Genomic DNA, 21,213 nt, shown 5'->3' on the forward strand with positions numbered 1-21,213 from the left:
CGTACGTCGACAGCCCCAAAAAAGTGGGCTGTGCGACGTTAACGAACGAGGTTAAACGTGGCTGTAGGACGAATCCTGAATGTCGTTAAGAGTGTTCTCTATCACTCAGGATTGCAGCGTGGTGCGCTTGCGACTCGCTGCCGCCGTCACCGCATAACCGATCAAGGCCGCCAGAATCGAACCGGTCAAAATGCCCATCCGGTCCATCCCGGCGTATTCACTGGCGCCGGGCACGAAGGCCAGGGAGCCGACAAACAGGCTCATGGTAAAACCGATCCCGCAGAGGATCGCAACGCCCAGCACCTGACCCCAATTGGCACCTTGGGGCAGGGCGGCGATGCCGATTTTCACGGCCAGCCAGGTCAGGCCGAACACGCCGAGGGTTTTGCCCAGCAGCAAGCCAACCGCGATGCCCATCGGCACATCGTGGGTGAAGCTTTCCATGGTCACACCACTGAGCGACAGACCAGCGTTGGCGAAGGCGAACAGCGGCAGGATGCCGTAGGCCACCCAGGGATGCAGGGCGTGTTCGAGGGTCAGCAGCGGTGACGGCTCGGCGTTTTTCGTGCGCAATGGAATGCAGAACGCCAGGGTCACTCCGGCCAGTGTCGCGTGGACGCCGCTCTTGAGCACGCAGACCCAGAGGATCAAACCGATGATCATGTACGGCCCGAGCTTGACCACGCCGAGCCGGTTCATCGCGATCAACGCGACGATGCAGGATGCGGCCAATGCCAGGGAAAGCGTCGACAGCGTGCCGGAATAGAAGATCGCAATGACGATGATGGCGCCGAGGTCGTCGATGATCGCGAGGGTCATCAGGAACAGTTTCAGCGACACTGGCACGCGCTTGCCCAGCAGGGCGAGGACGCCGAGGGCGAAGGCGATGTCGGTGGCCATCGGGATGGCCCAGCCGCTCAAGGCGGCCGGGTTGTCACGATTGAAAAACCAGTAGAGCAGCGCCGGAACGACCATGCCGCCAATCGCTGCCGCGCCGGGCAGGACGATCTGCGAAGGTTTCGACAGTTGACCGTCGAGGACTTCGCGCTTCACTTCCAGGCCGATCAGCAGGAAGAACAGGGCCATCAGGCCGTCGTTGATCCACAGTAGCGCCGGTTTGGCGATTTGCAGCGCACCGACCTGCGCCACCACCGGCGTGTCCAAAAAACTGCTGTAAAGCCACGACAACGGGGAGTTGTTGATGATCAGGGCCAGGGCTGCCGCGGCGATCAATAACAGACCGCTTGCAGCTTCCAACTGAAAGAAACGCGTGAAAGTGCTACGCAGAGGCAAGGTCGCTCTCCATCGAATAATCAAAAAGGTGGCACACCCTAACCCGTACCGTAAGTTGTTAAAACAAAAGTTATATTCTTTTTTGTTATATGCCGTTACAACGCGAAGGGCCGGCACGGACCTTAGCCTAGCAGTTGCCAGTTGTATCGGGCCTCAGCTGTATCTGTGCGTGGCGTGGGATTTTTCCTAAGCTTATTGGCTGAGCCTTGCGACAAGGCCGACTCTTGTCCGATTCAACGAGAAGACCATCATGAGCGACAACCGACAGTGGGCCCGCGAAGCCATCCGGATCATCGAAGCCGACTTCCAGCGCAGCGCCGACACCCACCTGATCCCCTTGCCGCTACCGGGTTTCCCGGGTATCGAGTTGTATTTCAAGGATGAGTCCAGCCACCCCACCGGCAGCCTCAAGCACCGACTGGCGCGCTCATTGTTCCTCTACGCCTTGTGTAACGGCTGGCTCAAACCCGGTGCGCCGGTGATTGAAGCGTCCAGCGGTTCGACGGCGATTTCCGAGGCCTACTTCGCCAGGTTGCTGGGGTTGCCGTTCATTGCGGTGATGCCGGCGACTACGTCCAAAGAGAAGATCGCGCAGATCGCCTTTTACGGCGGCAAGAGTCACCTGGTCGACGACCCGACGCAGATCTACGCCGAGTCCGAGCGCCTGGCCCACGAACATGACGGGCATTTCATCGACCAGTTCACCTACGCCGAACGTGCCACTGATTGGCGGGCGAACAACAACATCGCCGAGTCGATCTTCCAGCAAATGCGTTTCGAATTGCACCCTGAACCGAGCTGGCTGATTTCCAGCCCCGGCACCGGCGGCACCACCGCGACCCTCGGTCGATACGTGCGTTATCGCCAGCATTGCACCCGCGTGTTGTGCGCCGATGCCGAGCGTTCGGTGTTCTTCGATTACTACAAGACCGGTGATGCCTCGCTGCGATTGGATCATGGTTCACGGATTGAAGGCATTGGCCGGCCACGGGTCGAGGCGTCGTTCCTGCCCAAGGTGATCGATGCGATGGTCAAGGTGCCGGACGCGTTGTCGCTGGCGGCCATGCATTACCTGGCGCAGCATTTGGGACGGCGTGTCGGCGGATCGAGCGGGACCAACCTGATCGGCGCCTTGATGGCGGCGGGGCAGATGGCGGCAGAGGGGGAGTCGGGGTCGATCGTGGCGATTCTGTGCGACGGCGGCGAGCGTTATGAGACCAGCTATTACGATCAGGACTGGCTCAAGGCCCAGGGGTATGAGTTGAGTGGGTTGATGGATGTTGTGGCGGCGAGTGTGGAGCGTGGGGAGCCTTTGCCAGCCACCGTACTCCGCGCAAATATCTAAAGCCGCGCATTGCCCCTGTAGGAGCGAGGCTTGCCCGCGAAGAAGTTAACGCCTCCTGAAGGACCGCGTTATCGTTCTTCGCGGGCAAGCCTCGCTCCTACAGGGTTTCTTGGTGTTTCAGGAAATGCCGGTCAGGTTTCGAGGCCGAGGATGTCGCGTGCCACGGCTTCGGCGATGCGAATGCCATCGACACCCGCCGACAGAATCCCGCCCGCATAACCCGCACCTTCACCCGCCGGGAACAGGCCCTTGACGTTCAGGCTCTGCATCGACTCGTTACGGGTGATGCGCAGCGGCGACGAGGTGCGCGTCTCGATCCCGGTCAACACCGCGTCGTGCAGCGAGTAGCCGCGAATCTGCTTCTCGAATGCCGGCAGTGCTTCACGAATCGCTTCGATGGCGAACGCGGGCAGAGCCAGCGCCAGATCACCCAAGGCAACGCCTGGCTTATAGGACGGTTCAACGCTGCCCAACTCGGTGGACGCCTTGCCCGCAATGAAATCACCGACCAGTTGCGCCGGCGCTTCGTAGTTGCTGCCGCCCAGTACAAAGGCGTGGGATTCCAGGCGTTCCTGCAACTCGATACCCGCCAGCGGGCCGCCCGGGTAATCGACCTCAGGGGTGATCCCGACGACGATCCCGGAGTTGGCATTGCGCTCGTTACGCGAGTACTGGCTCATGCCGTTGGTGACCACGCGGCCAGGTTCGGACGTCGCCGCCACCACGGTGCCGCCCGGGCACATGCAGAAGCTGTAGACCGAACGGCCGTTCTTGGCGTGGTGCACCAGTTTGTAGTCGGCGGCACCGAGTTTCGGGTGGCCGGCGTATTTGCCCAGGCGTGCGCGATCGATCAGCGACTGCGGGTGTTCAATGCGGAAACCCACCGAAAACGGCTTGGCTTCCATGAACACACCACGGCCATGGAGCATGCGGAAGGTGTCCCGGGCGCTGTGGCCCAAGGCAAGAATCACGTGTTTGGAATGAATCTGTTCGCCGCCATTGAGCTCGACGCCGACCATTTGACCGTCCTCGATCAACACGTCGGTGACCCGCTGCTGGAAGCGCACTTCGCCGCCCAGTGCGCGAATCTGCTCACGCATGTTTTCCACAACGCCGGTCAGACGGAACGTACCGATGTGCGGTTTGCTGACGTAGAGTATTTCTTCCGGCGCGCCGGCCTTGACGAACTCATGCAGGACTTTGCGACCGATGAATTTCGGGTCCTTGATCTGGCTGTAGAGCTTGCCGTCGGAGAACGTCCCCGCGCCGCCCTCGCCAAATTGCACGTTGGACTCAGGGTTGAGCACGCTTTTACGCCACAGGCCCCAGGTGTCTTTAGTGCGCTGGCGCACTTCGGTGCCGCGTTCGAGGATGATCGGCTTGAAGCCCATTTGCGCGAGCAGCAGTCCGGCGAAAATCCCGCACGGACCGAAGCCCACAACGACAGGACGTTGCTCAAGGTCAGCCGGCGCCTGGCCGACCACTTTGTAGCTGACATCCGGCGCCACGTTGACGTTACGGTCATCGGCGAACGTGTGCAGCACCGCAGCCTCATCGCGAACGTTGAGGTCGATGGTGTAGATGAAGCACAGTTCAGAGGACTTTTTGCGCGCATCGTAGCTGCGCTTGAACAAGGTGAAATCGAGCAGGTCATCGCTGGCGATGCCCAGGCGCTGCACGATGGCAGGGCGCAGGTCTTCTTCGGGATGGTCGATCGGCAACTTGAGTTCGGTGATTCGTAACATGACAGGATCCGGTTCGCGGGGCGCACAACTGCGCCAAGGCGTTTGAAGGCCGCGATTATAAGCCCCAAACGCCGTTCCCGTGAGGCAAAAACGATCAGTCGTTACGCGCGCCGCCGAAATACCCGCAACCGCGTTGCACCTGACCATCGATGCGCAGCTCGGCGCTCATGTGCTGGACACTGCCGGTGGTGCTGTCGACGCAACGTTGCGGCGCAACCCACAGTTCGATGTGTTGGTTATTGGCTTCGGTGCTGAGGTTGAAACGGCCATCGCCCAGTTGCTCTTCAACGTACGGCAAGGCCAGGGGTGGCTGGTCGGCGCGGTCGATGACCATGCCTTTGCCGCTGACCTTGACGTTCCATTCGGGCGAGTGGCCGGCGGCGCGCAGGATCAGCAGTTTGAAATTGGGATCATCGCACGCGGTGCCCGAGCGTTCGACGCGGTACAACTGCTCCAGATCCAGGCGGCTATCGGCAACGATGTTCCCACGCACGTCGGCGAACAGCTTGCCCTGAGCATCGGCGAGGGTCGCGGCCTCTTGCAGGACGCTGGTGCCGCCGGTGTCGTTGACCACATAACTGCGCTGCTCATTGCACGGCTGGAACAGCAACTTGCCGTCCGCCGCCGTCAATTGGCCCTGCATGCGCGTCTGGCCCACGTGGGAGGCGTTTTCACGCGGGCCATCCAGCAACTGACAGGCAGCGAACAACGGAAGCAGGGCAACAAGGACTAAGGAACGGGCAACACGCATCTTCGGCTCTCCAGACAAGTGCCGCCACGTTACGCAGCCTGACCGTTCATCACAACCCCGGCGATGTTCGATCTCCCGTAGGAGCGAAGCTTGCTCGCGAAGGGGCCAGTACCTCCAGCATCGTCGTGAATGACACAACGCTTTCGCGAGCAAGCTTCGCTCCTACAGTGATGGTGGTGTTTCAGCCGACGTGAAAGGTCTGGCCGGTCTGTAGGCCCTCTACACTTTTGGCGTAAGCCAACGCCACATCGACTGCCGGAACCGGCTTGTAGCCACGGAAGTACGGCGCGTAACTGCCCATGGCTTCGACCAGCACCGTCGGGCTGATCGAGTTCACCCGCAGGCCGCGTGGCAGCTCAATGGCTGCCGCACGGACGAAGCTGTCCAGCGCACCGTTGACCAATGCGGCCGAGGCGCCGCTGCGAATCGGGTCGTGGCTGAGCACGCCAGTGGTGAAGGTGAACGAGGCGCCGTCATTGGCGAATTCACGGCCGATCAGCAGCAGGTTGACCTGGCCCATCAGCTTGTCTTTCAGGCCCAGCGCAAAACTTTCTTCGGTCATTTCATCCAGAGGCGCGAAGGTGACGTTGCCGGCCGCGCAGACCAGGGCATCGAACTTGCCGGTTTGCTCGAACAGCTTGCGGATCGAGGCGCTGTCGCTGATATCCACATTGAAATCGCCGCTGTTACGGCCGATTCGGATGATGTCGTGACGCTGGGCCAGCTCTTTGTCGACCGCTGAACCGATGGTGCCGCCTGCGCCTATCAAAAGAATTTTCATCGTGCTGTTCCTCGAAGTGGTTGAACGAGGTTGCAGTCTAGAGTGGTTTTTTCTGTTGATAAGCGCACTAATAGGCAACCTTTGGTTTTCAAATGGAAACAATCCATGAGCGAGATGGATGATCTGGCGGCGTTCGCGGTGTTGATCGAAGCGGGCAGTTTCACCTTGGCGGTGCAGCAATTGGGTTGCAGCAAGGGGCAGCTGTCCAAGCGCATCAGCCTGTTGGAAACTCGGTTCTGCGTCGTCCTGTTGCAGCGCACCACCCGCCGTTTGAGTTTGACGGCGGCAGGCGCGGCGCTGTTGCCACAAGCCCAGGCGCTGGTCGTACAAGTCGAGAAGGCGCGTCAGGCATTGGCGCGGTTGAAGGACGACATGGCCGGGCCGGTGCGTATGACGGTTCCGGTGTCGCTGGGTGAAACGTTCTTCGATGGCTTATTGCTGGAGTTTTCCCGCAAGTATCCCGAGGTGCAGATCGAGTTGGACCTCAACAACAGCTTTCACGATTTGTCCCGAGACGGTTTTGACCTGGCCATCCGATCCGAAGTGGCCAATGACCAACGCCTGGTCGCGCGTCCGTTGTTGGCCTGGCATGAAATGACCTGCGCCAGCCCGGTCTATCTCGAACAGTACGGTGAGCCGCAGACGCCCCAGGCGTTGGCCGAGCATCGCTGCCTGCTCAACAGCCATTACAGTGGTCGCGAAGAATGGCTTTATCACCAGCAGCACGAATTGCTGCGGGTGCGGGTCTCGGGACCGTTTGCCAGCAATCACTACAACCTGCTGAAAAAAGCGGCGCTGGCGGGTGCGGGCATTGCACGGTTGCCATCCTATCTGCTGCAAACGGAATTGGCTGACGGACGCTTGCGCTGGCTCCTGCGCGATTATCAGACGCGGAGCATGCCGATGTACCTGGTGCATCCATATCAGGGCGGCCTGCCGAAACGCACTCAAGTATTGGCGGACTACCTGATCGAGTGGTTCAAACGCAGCGGCGAGGCGTTGGCCCGTCTTCAGCAATAGCCACTCACACCCTAACCCCCTGTGGGAGCGAGCTTGCTCGCGATAGCGGTGTGACATTCCAGTAATGATGCTGACTGACACTCCGCTATCGCGAGCAGGCTCACTCCTACAGGGGGCTGCGTTAGCGGGAGAAATGTCGGGCGATCAGGTGATCAATCGACAACTTGCCCGGCCCGGTGGCCATCAGGTACAGCAGAACGGCGGCCCAAGTGCCATGGGTTGGATACGCATCGGGGTACACGAACAGCTGAATGGTCAGGGTCATGCCCAGCAAGGCCAGCGCCGAGAACCGCGTGGCGAAGCCGATCAGGATCAGCATCGGGAAGAAATGCTCCGCGAAGGCTGCCAGGTGCGCCGCCAGTTCCGGGGACAGCAACGGCACGTGGTACTCGCTCTGGAACAGCGGGATGGTCGAGTCCGCCAGATGTGGCACGCCCAGCTGGAAGGAGCCGTCAAACAGGTCGATGGCCAGGCCTTCCACCTTGGTTTGCCCGGACTTCCAGAACACCGCGGCGATGGAGAAGCGCGCGATAAAGGCGATCAGAGTGTGGGGGATCATCTCCAGTAACGCGATGGCGCGGGTGATGGGGTTCTGTGATTCAGTCCGGGTGTTCATGGCGATACCTTGTTTTTGTGTAAATGAGTGATGGCGTTGCGGCTGATCAGCAGCGTCAGGGTTTGGCTGAGGTCGAAGGCGGGGGCTGCTTCCAACGCCTGCAACAGTGAGTGGCCGTTTTGCAGGTTCTGGATGAATGCGCTGGCACCCTGATCGATGGCAAACACTTCAACGTCCAGACCGTTACGCAGCACCAGCGCGTGTTGTCCCTGTGTCAAATCAATCCCCGTCAGCGTCGCTTCCTGTTGATGCGCAGCCCAGATCGCGACCACGGCGTAGGTTGAATTCAACAGGTTGAGGGAGGGATGTAGTTCGACAGTGAACTCGCTCAGGGCTTGCGGATCGGCGAGTGCTGCGGCGATCTGTTCGTTACCCAATGGCTGCGCATCGGCCGCGTGATAGGCCATGACTCGCAGTCGCTCCAATCGGGCGACATCGGCCAGATAAGGCACGCTGGCGGCGGGCGCAAAGCCTTCGATGAACGCTGCGAAATCATCGCCGTAGCCATTCATCAAAGGGCTCCGTGGCGGGGTGCTCTGCACATAAATTCCGCTCATGGCCCGGAAGAACTCCTCGCCGACCAATTGCAAAACCACGGGGTAACTGTCCGTCAGCGCGTTGATCAGCGAGCTCTGCACATTGTTGCGATACACCGTAAAACGGCTGGCCGGATCGGCGCCATTTACGCTGAATAATCCGTCGGGGCACGGCTGTTGCGGATTGAGCAGGGCGGCGGCGAAATCGGCTTGATTGCTCATGGCCGGACCCCGGCGCACAGCAACAACTCATCGGCCTGACGCGCTTCGGTGTGCAGCACGTTGAAGGCCGGCAGGTGATTGTCGCGTTCGATCAGTGTCGCCATCGGGCCGACGCGCTCCAGCACTTGCACGTACAGCGCCCACACGGCGTTATCGATTGGCGCGCCATGATCGTCGATCAGCAGACGGTCACCGAGGCTGTCGGTGTCTTCTGCAAATCCGGCCAGATGAATCTCACCGACGGCGTGAAGGGGCAGGGCGTCGATGTAGGCCAAAGGATCGCGTTGATGATTGATGCTCGACACATAGACGTTGTTCACGTCCAGCAACAACCCGCAACCGGTGCGGCGAATGACTTCGCTGATGAAGTCGGCTTCATCGATTGTCGAGCGCTTGAACGCCAGGTACGTCGCCGGGTTCTCCAGCAGCATTGGGCGTTTGAGCGTGGTCTGCACTTGATCGATGTGTTCGCAGACGCGGTTCAGCGTGGCGTTGTCGTAGGCCAGCGGCAGCAGGTCATTGAGGAACACCGGGCCATGGCTGGACCAGGCCAGGTGTTCGGAAAAGGAGTGGGGTTGATAGCGCTCGATCAACTCGGCAAGGCGTTGCAGGTGTTGAAGGTCCAGCGGACCTTCGGCACCAATGGACAGGCCAACACCGTGCAGCGACAGCGGATACTGCTCGCGGATCAACCCCAGATAGTGATGAAAAGGACCGCCGGCCACCATGTAGTTTTCGGCGTGGACTTCGAAGAAACCGATGTCCGGTTGTGAACCGAGCACTTCACGAAAGTGCCCGGTCTTGAGGCCCAGCCCGGCGCGGGGCGGGAGCCCGAACGGTGAATTGTTCATGGTCGACACTCAGGCTGGGAGGCGGATCAGGCTTTGGCTTTGAAGGCTTCCATCTGACCGAAACCGGTCGGCGAGGTCTTGCTTTCGGTGGTGGCGCAGGTGCCTTTCGGAACCAGTTTCCAGGCGTTGGTCTGGTGGTCGGTTTTCGCGGTGCCTGCGCACGTGGTGCCAGCGCCAGCTGCGCAATCGTTATGACCTTTCATGGACACGCCGAAACATTTTTCCATGTTGCTGTTGTCGGCGGCCTGGACGGTGGAGACAGCGGCCATGCTCAGCGCAGAGCCGAGGGCCAGAACGAGGGCGGTGGCGGACAGGGTGCGGGTAGTAGCAGTCATGATAGTTCTCCGGTTTGAGTCAGGGTTTTTAACAAGCGATTTGCGCTTGCTTGTCCCTTTAGAGAAACGAGGTGGTGATGCGTTACAGCCGAGCTCAAACTTTTTTACTGGGGTGATCATTCCCATGCTTTGCGTGGGTTGTTGATTAACAAACGGGCTCAAGTAGCAAACGACCGTTCGTCGCGAAACAGCGCTTACCTGTAATTTCTGACAGTAGCCAACCGCCTGTCGAGGATGTTCTATAGGCACCTGTACGGCCCATTCTCCCGGGCCTCTTTGCCAAGGACGGCGCCTCATGACGAATGATCAATCAGCCTCAGGTTTGCAGTTGCCGTCGACTTTGCAGCTTGCGGGTGGAGAGAGCGGGTCGCTTATCACCGCAAGGCAGACCTTGAGGTCGGCAATGTACGCAGCCGTGCGTTCGTCTTTTGCCCTGGCCTGCACTCTGCCCCTGGTGTTCTGTACGGTTGCCGCCCAGCCGCTGCTTGATCCGCTGGACACTCTCATGCGCATCAACCACAACTACAACACCCTCAAGGACGCTTGCCAGGAACCCGATACCGGTGCCGCGCGTGGTCTCTACTACTGCAGCGGCGTGACCTTGCGCATGGTCAACGACGGACCCTTCAACCCTTGGGACTACAGCCCCTACGCGATCAAGATCGGCGCGACTTCCTATTCATGTATCCGCAAGGATCTGAGCACCCGAATCCTCGTTCACCCGGCCGGTTTCGTCCTGCGAACTCCAACAGATGCTGCAGCCTTGAGCTTACCGGTGAAGGAGCAGGGCTGGACCTGCATCTTCGCCTTCGATGGTGGTACCGGGCCGGAGCGCAAATGGTACGGCTGCGGCTTTTTCGACAGCCGCGAGCCTCCGCGCGCGGCCCAGGGCGTGATGAACAACCGCAATTCCGCCATCGCCTACGGCACCTGCGCGGAAGCCGGGGTGAGCACCGCCGAGCAATGGACCCAGAAATACACCGGGCTGTGGAAGGGACCGATACAACAAAGCCAGTGCTCCTGGAACGCGGAAAAACCCAGCGACTGGAACGCCATGATTCAGGTTCACGAGTCCCGGCCGAACACTACCAACAAGGACCCCTTCTCCTTCAGTGGCCAGGTCAACGAGTTCATGTTGAAGAATGCCTCGGCAACCAACGACGGCAGCGAAAACATGAAACACATCGATGCCTTCATCTACAACGTCAACAGCACGCAGAACTTCGCCACCCGCGGTGACCAGGCACCCCCGAAACCGGAGAATGGCCTGACCAGCGCGCGCAACTTCCAGAAGAAACTCCAGGCCCAGGGCTACAGCGTGCCGATCCTGCGGCTGGATTTCACCAAGCCTGCGGAGCAGCGTTTCAGCTATGTCGCCGCCGACCAGGCGATAGACCTGACGGTTGCCGGCGGGGCAGAGCCCGCGCCGGTCGTACCCGCGCCCAAGTACATCGCTTCCGCGACCTGGGTCGAGCGTTACGACCCGGGCAGCAAGAAAAACGAATGGTCCCTCAAGGTCACACCCAGCGCCCCGGGCAAGGCGATTCAGGCCAGCGACCAGGACGCCTTGTACAAGGAACTGTTCGAGCTGCGTGGGGCCGATAGCCAGTGGCGCGACAACGAGAAATCACCGGGCAGCATGCGCCAGCAACTGAGCTGTCTGATCCAGAACTATCCGGCCAAGACCGAATGGAACCTGGAGCCTTTCCGCCCCAATGTCAGTCCCCAGGACGCGGCCAAGGCTGGTTGCAACCCACTGCCCCTTCAGGCACCGCAATACATCGCCTCTGCCGACTGGGTCAAGCGTTACGACCCCGGCACCCGCAAGGATGAGTGGACCTTGAGCGTGGTGCCCACGGCGGCGGGTCGCGCCTTGCCCAACGAGCAGGCCGTGGCTCTGTACGACCAGCTGTTCGCCCTCAAAGGCGCGGATAGCAACTGGCGTGACAATGAACATTCTGCCGGCAGCATGCGCCAGCAATTGAGCTGCGTCGTGGCCAATTACCGCAGCAAGACGCCTTGGAATCTCGAGCCTTTCAGGCCTGCGTTGTCGGACAGCGAGACTCGGGCCGCGGGTTGCAACCCGGTCCCGCGTTAAAGGTGTGTTTTGGCTAATCAAGGAGATGCAAGCCATGAAAAAACGTCTGAACAGGATCGCCCCATTACTCATGTTTGCGCTGCTGGTTCAGGCGACATGGGCCCATGCCGAGTCATGCGAAGAGACACTAAAAAAGGTTGAAACGTTGTACAACAAAACAGTCGATAGTTGCGGGCCGGATCCAGCGTCGGACTGCTCGGGATTGATGATCAGGGGCACGCATCGGGCCGACCCGGCAAAGGGGCAGAAATGGGATGTATGGAATCCAAGCCCGACAGCAATAGAGAAGGGTACTTTTGCCGCCTCTTATATGCGTGCCGACGGCATCAGTTATGAAGATCCTGGCATGAGCACCCAGAACGGCTACCTCATCGCTCCAATAGATCTGGTACGCGATCCCGAGACGCCGGTGCATGTCTACTGTGCGTTTCCTAATGACGCCTGGACCGACTTTCGAAATGACCGAGGCTGTGGAAACAACAAAAACACCACACAGACCGAAGCCGTATGCCAGGCCATGGCGCCACCAATCCTCAGCCCGAATGCCTGGGTCGCGCATTTCACCAGGTTCAGCAACGACAAAAAGCAGGACCAGTTGCAGTGTGGCTTCAATATGCGCAACCCCATGAGCAGCAAGGATCGGGTAGACGCCTTTCGCAACTTCATGGGGGCAAGGAAAGTCATCAATAGCCGTGAGTTTCAAACCCAGACAGAGTTACGCTTGGGCAACCCTAAAGACGACGAGCTACCGATTCTGGCTTTTTTTGTCAGCGATCAACGTGGATTGAACGATGCCATGGCCAATCAGCGGGACTATAAAGCCAAGACGGGCAAGGATCGCAACATCGTCAAGATTGATTTCCCCAGAACCCCGACCAGCAAGGCCACCTTCTCGTGCGTCAAAACCACGCAGCCGCCGACGCAACAATTCTGTGACAAGTACATCGAATCAAGCACCTGGGTACAACGTCCCGATCCAGTGCTAGGGCCGAACACCTGGTCGCTTTCGGTAGTGCCTACCGCTTGCGGCCGCGCTATCAAGGATGATCAGACCGACAGAATGTTTGCCGAGTTGTACAACAAGCATAAAAACGATGAGCAATGGCGGCAGTACAGCGTCAATGGCGGGTCACTCCGCCGGCAAATGGTATGTCATCTGGCGGCAACCTTCGACGACAGGCCTGCCAGGAACAAGCCCGAATGGAACCTTGAACCGGCACGGCCTTACGTCGACCAAGCCACGGCTGTAGCGAAGGACTGTAATCCTTACTGAGGCTTTTTAGCGGCGAAACCTGATCTACCGATACCCCAGTATCGGCAGATTACCCACCACAAAAAAAACGGCCCGAAGGCCGTTTTTTGTTTACCGCAAAGACTCAACCACCCAGATACGCTTCACGTACTTTCGGATCAGTCAGCAGTGCTTCGCCAGTGCCTGTCATCACCACCCGGCCGTTCTCCAGAACGTAGGCACGGTCGGCAATTTTCAGCGCCTGGTTGGCGTTCTGCTCTACCAGGAACACGGTCACGCCATCCTTGCGCAGCTGTTCGATGATGTCGAAGATCTGCTGGATGATGATCGGTGCCAGGCCCAACGATGGCTCGTCGAGCAGCAGCAGCTTGGGTTTGCTCATCAGCGCACGGCCAATGGCGAGCATTTGCTGTTCGCCGCCGGACATGGTGCCGCCGCGTTGGGCAAAGCGTTCTTTCAGGCGTGGGAAAAGCCCGAGAACCTTGTCCATCTGTTCCTGATAATCGCCCTTGTTGGTAAAGAATCCGCCCATGGACAGGTTCTCTTCCACGGTCAGACGGGCAAACACCCGACGACCTTCCGGCACCACCGCGATGCTTTTACGCATGATCTGCGAGGAGTCCTGGCCGACGAGTTCCTCACCCATGTAGCGGATGCTGCCGCTGTGGGCTTGCGGCGAACCGCAGAGGGTCATCAGCAGGGTCGACTTGCCGGCACCGTTGGCGCCGATCAGGGTCACGATCTCGCCCTGACGGACTTCGACGTTGACGCTGTGCAGCGCCTGGATCTTGCCGTAGAAGGTGGAAACGTTTTCGAATTGCAGCATTTACGCTTCCCCCAGGTAGGCTTTGATCACTTCGGGATTGTCGCGGATCTGTTCCGGTGTGCCGTTGGCCAGGGGCGTGCCCTGGTTGATCACGACGATGTGGTCGGAAATGCTCATGACCAGTTTCATGTCATGTTCGATCAGCAGCACGGTGACGTTGTGCTCTTCACGCAGCATGCTGATCAGCGCCTTCAGGTCCTCGGTTTCCTTCGGGTTCAGGCCGGCGGCCGGTTCGTCGAGCATGAGGATCCGCGGGCGGGTCATCATGCAGCGGGCGATTTCCAGACGACGTTGCTGACCGTAGGCCAGGGTGCCGGCCGGGCGGTTGGCGAACTGCGTGAGGTTGACCTTCTCCAGCCAGAACTCGGCGAATTCCATGGCCTCGCGCTCGCTTTTGCGGAACGACGGGGTCTTGAACAGGCCGGACAGGAAGTTGGTGTTCAGGTGACGGTGCTGGGCGATCAAGAGGTTCTCGACCGCGGTCATGTCTTTGAACAACCGTACGTTCTGGAAGGTCCGCACCACGCCTTTGAGGGCGATCTTGTGGCCCGGCAGGCCTTCTATCGGTTCGCCGTCCAGCAGGATGCTGCCGCCGCTCGGCTTGTAGAAGCCGGTCAGGCAGTTGAACACGGTGGTCTTGCCCGCACCGTTGGGGCCGATCAGCGCCACGACCTGTTTTTCGTGCACGGTCAGGGCCACACCGTTGACCGCCAGCAAGCCGCCGAAGCGCATGCTCAGATTTTCGACTTTAAGGATCTCGCGGCTCATTTGCGCAGCTCCATGTGAGGACGTTGCATGGGCAGCAGGCCTTGAGGACGCCAGATCATCATCAGCACCATCAAGGCGCCGAACATCAACATGCGGTACTCACTGAACTCACGCATCATTTCAGGCAGCAGGATCATCACCACGGCCGCGAGGATCACGCCCAGCTGCGAGCCCATGCCACCCAATACGACGATGGCGAGAATGATCGCCGACTCGATGAAGGTGAACGACTCCGGTGTCACCAGGCCCTGACGGGCAGCGAAGAAGCTGCCGGCAAAACCGGCGAAGCTGGCGCCCAAGGTGAAGGCCGAGAGCTTGATGACCGTAGGATTGAGACCCAGCGCACGGCAGGCGATTTCGTCTTCACGCAACGCTTCCCAGGCACGCCCCAGCGGCATGCGCAGCAAGCGGTTGATGACGAACAGCGCGCCAAGGGCCAGCAACAGGGCAACCAGGTACAGGAAAATTACCTTGTTGATCGAGTTGTAAGCGATGCCGAAGTACTCGTGGAACGTCTGCATGCCTTCGGCCGCTTTACGTTCGAAGGTCAGGCCGAAGAACGTCGGCTTCTCGATGTTGCTGATGCCGTTCGGGCCACCGGTGAGGCCGGTCAGGTTACGCAGGAACAGACGGATGATTTCACCGAAGCCCAGGGTCACGATCGCCAGGTAGTCACCGCGCAGGCGCAGTACCGGGAAGCCAAGCAGGAAGCCGAAGGTGGCCGCCATCAGGCCGGCGATCGGCAGGCAGATCCAGAAGCTCAAACCGTAGTAGTGCGACAGCAGCGCATAACTGTAGGCACCGACGGCATAGAAACCGACGTAACCCAGGTCGAGCAGACCGGCCAGGCCGACCACAATGTTCAGGCCCAGGCCGAGCATCACGTAGATCAGCACCAGGGTGGCAATATCCACCGCACCGCGAGAGCCGAAGAACGGCCAGACCAGGGCGCCGGCGATCAACGCAATGATGATCCAGCGCTGAGTGGTCGGCAGGGTCAGGAAGTTACTGGCCTTGGCCGGAATCAGCGGCATGCTGGGCGAAGAGCGCCAGGCCGAGCTGATCTGCTGATCGAACAGCACACGCAGGAACATCAGGACCGAGCACACGGCGATGGTGATCAGTGTTGCATTGCTGGTGCCATGGACTTCGAGGTTGATGCCGACGATGGTCAGCTTCAGACCCAGTACCGGGTAGGCAACTGCCCATACCAGCAAGGCGCTGAACAACGCCTGTTTAAGATTCCTAGTCATACTTTCTCAACCTCCGGACGGCCCAGCAGGCCGGTTGGCCGGAACAACAACACCAGAACCAGCAGGCCGAACGCCACAACGTCCTTGTACTGGTCGCCGAAGATATCGGCACCGAAAGCTTCCGCGACACCGAGCACCAGCCCGCCGAGCATGGCGCCGGGGATGCTGCCGATACCGCCCAGTACCGCGGCAGTGAAGGCCTTGAGGCCGACGAGGAAACCGGCGTTCGGGTTGATCACGCCGTATTGCATGCTCAACAGCACAGCCGCGATGGCCGCCAGTGCAGCACCGATGACGAAGGTCAGGGCGATGATGTTGTTGGTGTTGATACCCAGCAGGTTGGCCATCTTGATGTCTTCGGCGCAGGCACGGCAGGCGCGACCCAGACGAGAGCGGGAGATGAACAGCGTCAGGCCGAGCATGGCGACCAGGGTCACCACGAACACCACTATTTGCATGTAGGAAATCAGCACTTCATGTGCGCCACCTGGCCCGAAGGCAAAGTTGCCCGGGATCAGGTTGGGGATGGATTTGTCCTTGGAGTCTTGCGCGAGCAGAACCGTGTTCTGCAGGAAGATCGACATGCCGATGGCGGAAATCAGCGGGATCAGACGGTTGCTGCCGCGCAGGGGGCGGTAGGCGATCCGTTCGATGCTGTAACCGTAGGCACTGGTCACGACAATGGTCGCGAGGAAAGCGGCAGTCATCAACAGCGGAACACTGTCGAGTCCCAGCATGGCCAGCCCGGCGATGGCGATGAACGCCACGTAGGAGCCGATCATGTACACCTCGCCGTGGGCGAAGTTGATCATTCCAATGATGCCGTAAACCATCGTATAGCCGATGGCGATCAGGGCATACGTACTGCCAATGGTCAGACCATTAACCAGTTGTTGGAAAAAGTGATAGATGTCAGGCATTACAGCGCTCCTAAAAACCTGATACGCATTTCACTGGTGGAGTCATTTTCCCGCTCGAGCCCCGTGGATCTGCATCCACTTCGAACGCGAGGTTTGCCAGCGAACCGCTGATGACGGTTTTGAGATTTTCAGGTGGGGAGACTGGCGGATCACGCCAGCGCGGCCCTATACGTTCGTAAAACAAAGCCCACGGCACGCCGTGGGCTTTATTGGCAGTCAGTTTGGCCGCGCCTTACTGAGGTTTTGCTTCAGTTTTAGGTTTGCCGAAGTGCCACTCGTAAACCACAAATTTGAAGTCTTTCAGGTCGCCCTTGTCGTCGAAGGCCAAGTCGCCGGTAGGCGTCTTGAAGGTGCCTGCGTGGATGGCAGCAGCCACTTTGGCAGTGTCTTCGGACTTGGCGGCCTTGATGCCGTCGGCAATCACGGTCACAGCCGAGTAGGCCGGGAACACGAACGGACCGCTCGGGTCTTCTTTCTTCGCTTTGAACGCATCAGCCAGGGCGATGTTGGCCGGATCCTGGTCGAAGGATTTCGGCAGAGTTACCAGCAGACCTTCGGAAGCGTCCTTGGCGATCTGCGAAATCGAGTCGTTACCCACGCCTTCCGGTCCCATGAACTTGGCTTTCAGACCTTTTTCCTGTGCTTGACGCAGGATCAGACCCAGCTCCGGGTGGTAGCCGCCGTAGTAGACGAAGTCAACGTTGGCTTGCTTGAGCTTGGCGATCATCGAAGAGAAGTCTTTGTCGCCGGCGTTGATGCCTTCGAACACGGCAACCTTGACGCCTTTGCCTTCCAGTGTGGTTTTAACGGCGGTGGCGATGCCTTCACCGTATTGCTGTTTGTCGTGCAGAACAGCAACGATCTTCGGTTTTACGTGATCGGCGATGTAGTTACCGGCGGCAGGGCCCTGGGCGCTGTCCAGACCGATGGTGCGGAACACCATTTTGTAACCACGGGCGGTGATGTCCGGGCTGGTGGCAGCCGGGGTGATCATGATCACGCCCTCGTCTTCGTAAATGTCCGAAGCCGGTTGAGTGGAGCTGGAGCACAGGTGACCGACCACGAACTTGACGCCGTCGTTGACGACTTTGTTCGCGACCGCTACCGCTTGTTTTGGATCACAGGCGTCATCGTATTCAACGGCGACCAGTTGCTTGCCGTCTACGCCGCCTTTGGCGTTGATCTGTTCGATGGCCATTTTGGCGCCACTGAACTGCATGTCGCCGTATTGGGCTACAGGGCCGGTTTTAGGGCCGGCGATGCCGATCTTGATGGTGTCAGCTGCGAACGAATGGCTGGCAACCCCGGCCAGAACCATAGCGGCAAACAGTTTGGAAATCTGCTTAGTAGCCTTAGTCATAGTGCTCCACTCTTACTGTTGTAGTTTTTATAGTCCTGGCGCCGTAGCAGCAGAACCGGGTCAGATATCTTCGATATCCTCCGGAAAATGCCCCCGGCAACTGTACCGGTACAGTGTAGAGCGCCAATTGTGGGCCTGGGAAGCTGGCGCCAGGGGGCAAAACCTGAGGGTGTCGCTTTATTGAAAGAAAAAGACAGAATGGCGGCGGGGGTTATAGCTGAAATATCAGCAATCCTTGGCTTTCCTGCTGTTTTCAATCGGTAACTCAATTGCATCCGGGTTTTTCTGCCAGACCACCAACGTTATGATTACGTCGATTTTCTTTTCCGGACAGCGCCCATGAATCAAGAACCTAGCACCCTCTATGCCAAGCTGCTTGGTGAAACCGCATCTATTACCTGGAAGGAGCTTGAGCCGTTCTTCGCCAAGGGTGCCCTATTGTGGGTCGACCCCGGTCTGGATTTGATTGCTGCAGCGGAGGCAGTCGCGACTGACGAAGGCGAGAAAGTGGCTGCCTGGCTGGCCGCCGACAAGGTCGCCAAGCTGTCTGAAACGCGGGCGTTGGATCTTTTTGAGCGCGACCCTGAGCTATGGGCTGTGGTGGTTTCGCCGTGGATTCTGATCCAGGAAAGGGCGACGAACTGACTGCCTGCACTTTTTTGGTGCGCCGAGTCGGCGACTAAAAGTGTGTAGGTGAGTAGCGTGATGGCACGTTGCCGTAGAGAAAGGCCACAGAAGGGTCTTGGCGAGGGTGACGTAAACGTAACGGGAACAGTTTATTGAGCAGCCTTTGGGCTGCTTAATTGTTTCTGAATGTTGGGATTTGTGGTGAAACTGATGCCGCTTTCGCGAGCAAGCCCGCTCCCACATTTGATCGCAATCCCTTTGGGGGAACTCGATCGAATGTGGGAGCGGGCTTGCTCGCGAAGGCGGCGACGTGGTGTCACGTCAGACCGAGAACGTCTTGCCAGTATGGTTATTCAGCGAAATAACCTTGGTCTTGCCAATCCGGTGACGGTAGATCTCACGCAGGTACTTGATCGCCTTCTTCACGCAATCACGCGACAAGCGAATGTCGTTGATCGAGACAAACTTGTCCTTGTCGTTGATCAGCTCGCGGTACTTCTTTTCGTACATCGGTTTGATCGCGTACCAGTTGGTGTCGAGGATCTTCGCCGGGTTCTCGAACTCATTGAGCAAGTCGTCGATCAGGTCTTCGTCGAAGTCTTCATTGATGATGAAGTCCAGGATCGAGTTATCCAGCGTGTCGTCGAACCGGTACGGGTTCTTCGCGAAGCAGCGCTTGATGAACGCCACGATCAGCGTCAGGAAGTCGTCCGACAGGCACGGGCTCTTGGCGATCAGGGTGGTCAACGACAAGTTGGCCGAAGCGCCGATCACCAGCGCGTAACGCTTGAGCGTGGTGTTCGGGAACAGGCTGTTGAGGTGGGTCTTCAACCGGTTCAGGTCCATGTAGGACAGCTTGTAGTCTTTGGGCAACGAAACAATCGACACCACCGACGAGCAATTCTTGAAGAAGTGCAGGTCGTGCAACGCGGCCGCGTCATAACCGGAATTCTTGTACTGCTCCAGCGAAGCGCGATAGCGCTTGGACTCGATCGGCAACAGGCTGATGCCTTCGATCGCCTGGGTCACTTTGTTGAAGTGCGGCAAGTCGATGGAGCGGAAGAACAAGTCATCGATGTTCAGGCGCTGTGGCTCTTTCTCGAACACCTTGAACTTGTCGCTGCTCGGCGGCGGGGTTTCCGGTACCACGGACTCGGCGTAGGCAATCGCCACCGGGCCGGCCAGACTCATGAACAGGTCGTTGGCGTCGAGGCGAATGGTTTCGCCGATGTCGATGCCGGCACGACGGAAATAGTTCTGGTCGTAGTCAGTCGTGACCGCTTGCGCCGTCAGAATGTTGAAGATCTGCTGCGAGATGTATTGGTTGGCGTGCTTTTCCATCGCGTTGACGTCGATGTTCTGGATGTTGCCATCATCGCTTTCTTCGGCATAACGCATGATGTCGTTGGAGATCAGCATCATGGCGTTCCATGGGCGGATACGGCCCATGACGCTGGCTTCGCTGCTGTCTTCGTTGGCGAAGTTGTAGGAGAAGTCCCACTCTTCCGACAGGTATTTGCACAACAAGCGACCGGCGTTGATGTGCAGCGCCTCAGACATTTCACTGCGGTGGTCGGAAATGTTCGGCAGCACGCAAATGCCGCTGGTGAAGATCGGCTCGAAGACGAACGAATGACCACTCTTGCCGTCGTGTTCATCCATCGGCTTGGTGTCGAACGTCTTGTTCATGTACGAGTGCTGCTGGGCGAGGCCGAATTCCGAGGCCATGCCCGAACCGGTACCGCCGCCGGCACTGAAGATCGAGAAATACAGGCGCGACTGGTTGGCCTTGATCCCGCAGCTGTCGATCAGGTACGAGTGGATCATTTTCCAGTCAGGGCTGGAGAAACGCTGGGTGTCCTTGTTCAGGATGATCTTGGCCAGGTACTGACCGAGGATCGGCGCGTTACCGGCGCCACCGGCGTGGACTTCCGACAAGTCCATGATCTTCATTTTGCTGTAGTCGCGCAGGAAGCCGCTTTTTTCGCCCTTGCGCGAGAAGCGGATGCGCCCGGCGATGTCTTTGTCCAGGTCGCCGAGCATCACCAGCGGCTCGACCAGGAACACCGGTTTGGTGGCCTTGTTCGGCCCTAGGCGCAGGTTGTTGCGGATCCACTGCGCCGGGCTGTAACCCTTTTCGGCGTAGCGTTTGTCCGGCGACAGACGGTCTTCGTTATTGAATTCGTTGAGGTAGAACTTGCGGGCGTTGTACACCAGTTCCGCGACGTCCAGCGCAATGTTGGAACCGCAACGTCCCAGGCCGATCAGGCATACCGAGGGGAATTCCTGGTCGTTGTGCTGTTCGTTGTCGCCTTCCAGGTGCGGTGGGCGCGGAAACACCATGTCGCGCAGGCCATCGAGGTTATCGAGGATGCGGTCGGTATTGGTTTCGGTGAAATACAGGTATTGCTGACTGGCCAGCGGACGCGACGGGATCAATGGCTTCGACGATGAGGGGCTGTTCGCCGCGGGGCTCAGTGTCAAATCGGAAACCGTAGTGGCCGGATTATTTTTAGAAGTCATTGGGCGCCATGTACCTGGGCTGGTTAGCTCGCCGACACGGTGTCGTCGAACCTTCACGGAATAGGAACTCGCGACTTTTTTAGCGCGTATT

General features: G+C 58.9%; 19 protein-coding genes. 5 read left to right on the forward strand and 14 right to left on the reverse strand.

What is annotated here, in order from left to right; all coding sequences use genetic code 11:
• Positions 1–105: 105 nt before the first annotated feature.
• The gene (nhaA, locus tag EYC95_RS04395) at positions 106–1,293 is read right to left on the reverse strand and encodes a Na+/H+ antiporter NhaA (protein WP_131059270.1); all 1,188 of its coding nucleotides are present in this window, start codon (positions 1,291–1,293) and stop codon (positions 106–108) included.
• Positions 1,294–1,540: 247 nt separating this feature from the next.
• Here nhaA and EYC95_RS04400 point away from each other — a divergent pair, with 247 nt between their 5' ends.
• Positions 1,541–2,638, forward strand: a complete 1,098-nt coding sequence (locus EYC95_RS04400; RefSeq protein WP_178083818.1) for a PLP-dependent cysteine synthase family protein — start codon at positions 1,541–1,543, stop codon at positions 2,636–2,638.
• Positions 2,639–2,769: 131 nt separating this feature from the next.
• Here EYC95_RS04400 and EYC95_RS04405 read toward each other — a convergent pair whose 3' ends face one another.
• From EYC95_RS04405 to EYC95_RS04415, 3 genes are all read right to left on the reverse strand, one after another.
• Positions 2,770–4,383, reverse strand: coding sequence for an NAD(P)/FAD-dependent oxidoreductase (locus tag EYC95_RS04405; protein WP_131059272.1), 1,614 nt, complete (start codon positions 4,381–4,383; stop codon positions 2,770–2,772).
• A 94-nt stretch (positions 4,384–4,477) separates the two neighbouring features.
• Positions 4,478–5,134, reverse strand: coding sequence for a COG3650 family protein (locus EYC95_RS04410; protein WP_131059273.1), 657 nt, complete (start codon positions 5,132–5,134; stop codon positions 4,478–4,480).
• Positions 5,135–5,315: 181 nt separating this feature from the next.
• Positions 5,316–5,915: a short chain dehydrogenase gene (locus EYC95_RS04415; RefSeq protein ID WP_131059274.1), complete on the reverse strand. Its 600-nt coding sequence runs from the start codon at positions 5,913–5,915 to the stop codon at positions 5,316–5,318.
• 105 nt (positions 5,916–6,020) lie between these two features.
• Here EYC95_RS04415 and EYC95_RS04420 point away from each other — a divergent pair, with 105 nt between their 5' ends.
• Entirely contained in the window at positions 6,021–6,935 is a 915-nt protein-coding gene (locus EYC95_RS04420; RefSeq protein ID WP_131059275.1) for a LysR family transcriptional regulator, read from the forward strand.
• 121 nt (positions 6,936–7,056) lie between these two features.
• On the opposite strand, the gene EYC95_RS04425 is transcribed toward EYC95_RS04420, so the two are convergent.
• The 4 genes from EYC95_RS04425 to EYC95_RS04440 are packed head-to-tail and all read right to left on the reverse strand — an operon-like array spanning position 7,057 to position 9,495.
• Complete coding sequence (locus EYC95_RS04425; RefSeq protein WP_131059276.1) at positions 7,057–7,551, reverse strand: DoxX family protein; 495 nt, start codon at positions 7,549–7,551, stop codon at positions 7,057–7,059.
• A complete protein-coding gene (locus tag EYC95_RS04430) occupies positions 7,548–8,309 on the reverse strand; it encodes a DUF2063 domain-containing protein (protein WP_131059277.1) in 762 nt (253 codons plus the stop codon). Before EYC95_RS04430 ends, EYC95_RS04425 begins: the two co-directional genes overlap by 4 nt.
• Entirely contained in the window at positions 8,306–9,160 is an 855-nt protein-coding gene (locus EYC95_RS04435) for a DUF692 domain-containing protein (RefSeq protein ID WP_131059278.1), read from the reverse strand. The genes EYC95_RS04430 and EYC95_RS04435 overlap by 4 nt, the downstream gene beginning before the upstream one ends.
• 26 nt (positions 9,161–9,186) lie before the next feature.
• A complete protein-coding gene (locus EYC95_RS04440; RefSeq protein WP_131059279.1) occupies positions 9,187–9,495 on the reverse strand; it encodes a DUF2282 domain-containing protein in 309 nt (102 codons plus the stop codon).
• 403 nt (positions 9,496–9,898) lie between these two features.
• Between EYC95_RS04440 and EYC95_RS04445 the strand changes: the two genes are divergently transcribed.
• Positions 9,899–11,593 (forward strand): DUF2599 domain-containing protein, encoded by a 1,695-nt coding sequence (locus EYC95_RS04445; protein WP_131059280.1) that lies wholly within the window; start codon positions 9,899–9,901, stop codon positions 11,591–11,593.
• 34 nt (positions 11,594–11,627) lie between these two features.
• Positions 11,628–12,866, forward strand: a complete 1,239-nt coding sequence (locus EYC95_RS04450; protein ID WP_131059281.1) for a DUF2599 domain-containing protein — start codon at positions 11,628–11,630, stop codon at positions 12,864–12,866.
• A 103-nt stretch (positions 12,867–12,969) separates the two neighbouring features.
• Here EYC95_RS04450 and EYC95_RS04455 read toward each other — a convergent pair whose 3' ends face one another.
• From EYC95_RS04455 to EYC95_RS04475, 5 genes are all read right to left on the reverse strand, one after another.
• Positions 12,970–13,671: an ABC transporter ATP-binding protein gene (locus EYC95_RS04455; RefSeq protein ID WP_083374874.1), complete on the reverse strand. Its 702-nt coding sequence runs from the start codon at positions 13,669–13,671 to the stop codon at positions 12,970–12,972.
• Positions 13,672–14,439, reverse strand: coding sequence for a high-affinity branched-chain amino acid ABC transporter ATP-binding protein LivG (gene livG, locus EYC95_RS04460; RefSeq protein ID WP_131059282.1), 768 nt, complete (start codon positions 14,437–14,439; stop codon positions 13,672–13,674). It lies immediately after the preceding gene.
• A complete protein-coding gene (locus EYC95_RS04465; RefSeq protein WP_131059283.1) occupies positions 14,436–15,692 on the reverse strand; it encodes a high-affinity branched-chain amino acid ABC transporter permease LivM in 1,257 nt (418 codons plus the stop codon). The genes livG and EYC95_RS04465 overlap by 4 nt, the downstream gene beginning before the upstream one ends.
• Entirely contained in the window at positions 15,689–16,612 is a 924-nt protein-coding gene (gene livH, locus EYC95_RS04470; RefSeq protein WP_007947264.1) for a high-affinity branched-chain amino acid ABC transporter permease LivH, read from the reverse strand. The genes EYC95_RS04465 and livH overlap by 4 nt, the downstream gene beginning before the upstream one ends.
• Positions 16,613–16,844: 232 nt before the next feature.
• Entirely contained in the window at positions 16,845–17,972 is a 1,128-nt protein-coding gene (locus tag EYC95_RS04475) for a branched-chain amino acid ABC transporter substrate-binding protein (protein ID WP_131059284.1), read from the reverse strand.
• Between the two features lie 339 nt (positions 17,973–18,311).
• On the opposite strand from EYC95_RS04475, the gene EYC95_RS04480 reads away from it, so the two are divergent.
• Entirely contained in the window at positions 18,312–18,617 is a 306-nt protein-coding gene (locus EYC95_RS04480; protein ID WP_131059285.1) for a DUF2288 domain-containing protein, read from the forward strand.
• A 303-nt stretch (positions 18,618–18,920) separates the two neighbouring features.
• Here EYC95_RS04480 and EYC95_RS04485 read toward each other — a convergent pair whose 3' ends face one another.
• The gene (locus EYC95_RS04485) at positions 18,921–21,122 is read right to left on the reverse strand and encodes a hypothetical protein (protein WP_131059286.1); all 2,202 of its coding nucleotides are present in this window, start codon (positions 21,120–21,122) and stop codon (positions 18,921–18,923) included.
• Between the last annotated feature and the right edge of the window lie 91 nt (positions 21,123–21,213).

This window comes from Pseudomonas sp. BGI-2 (assembly GCF_004310295.1).
Taxonomy (GTDB): Bacteria; Pseudomonadota; Gammaproteobacteria; order Pseudomonadales; family Pseudomonadaceae; genus Aquipseudomonas.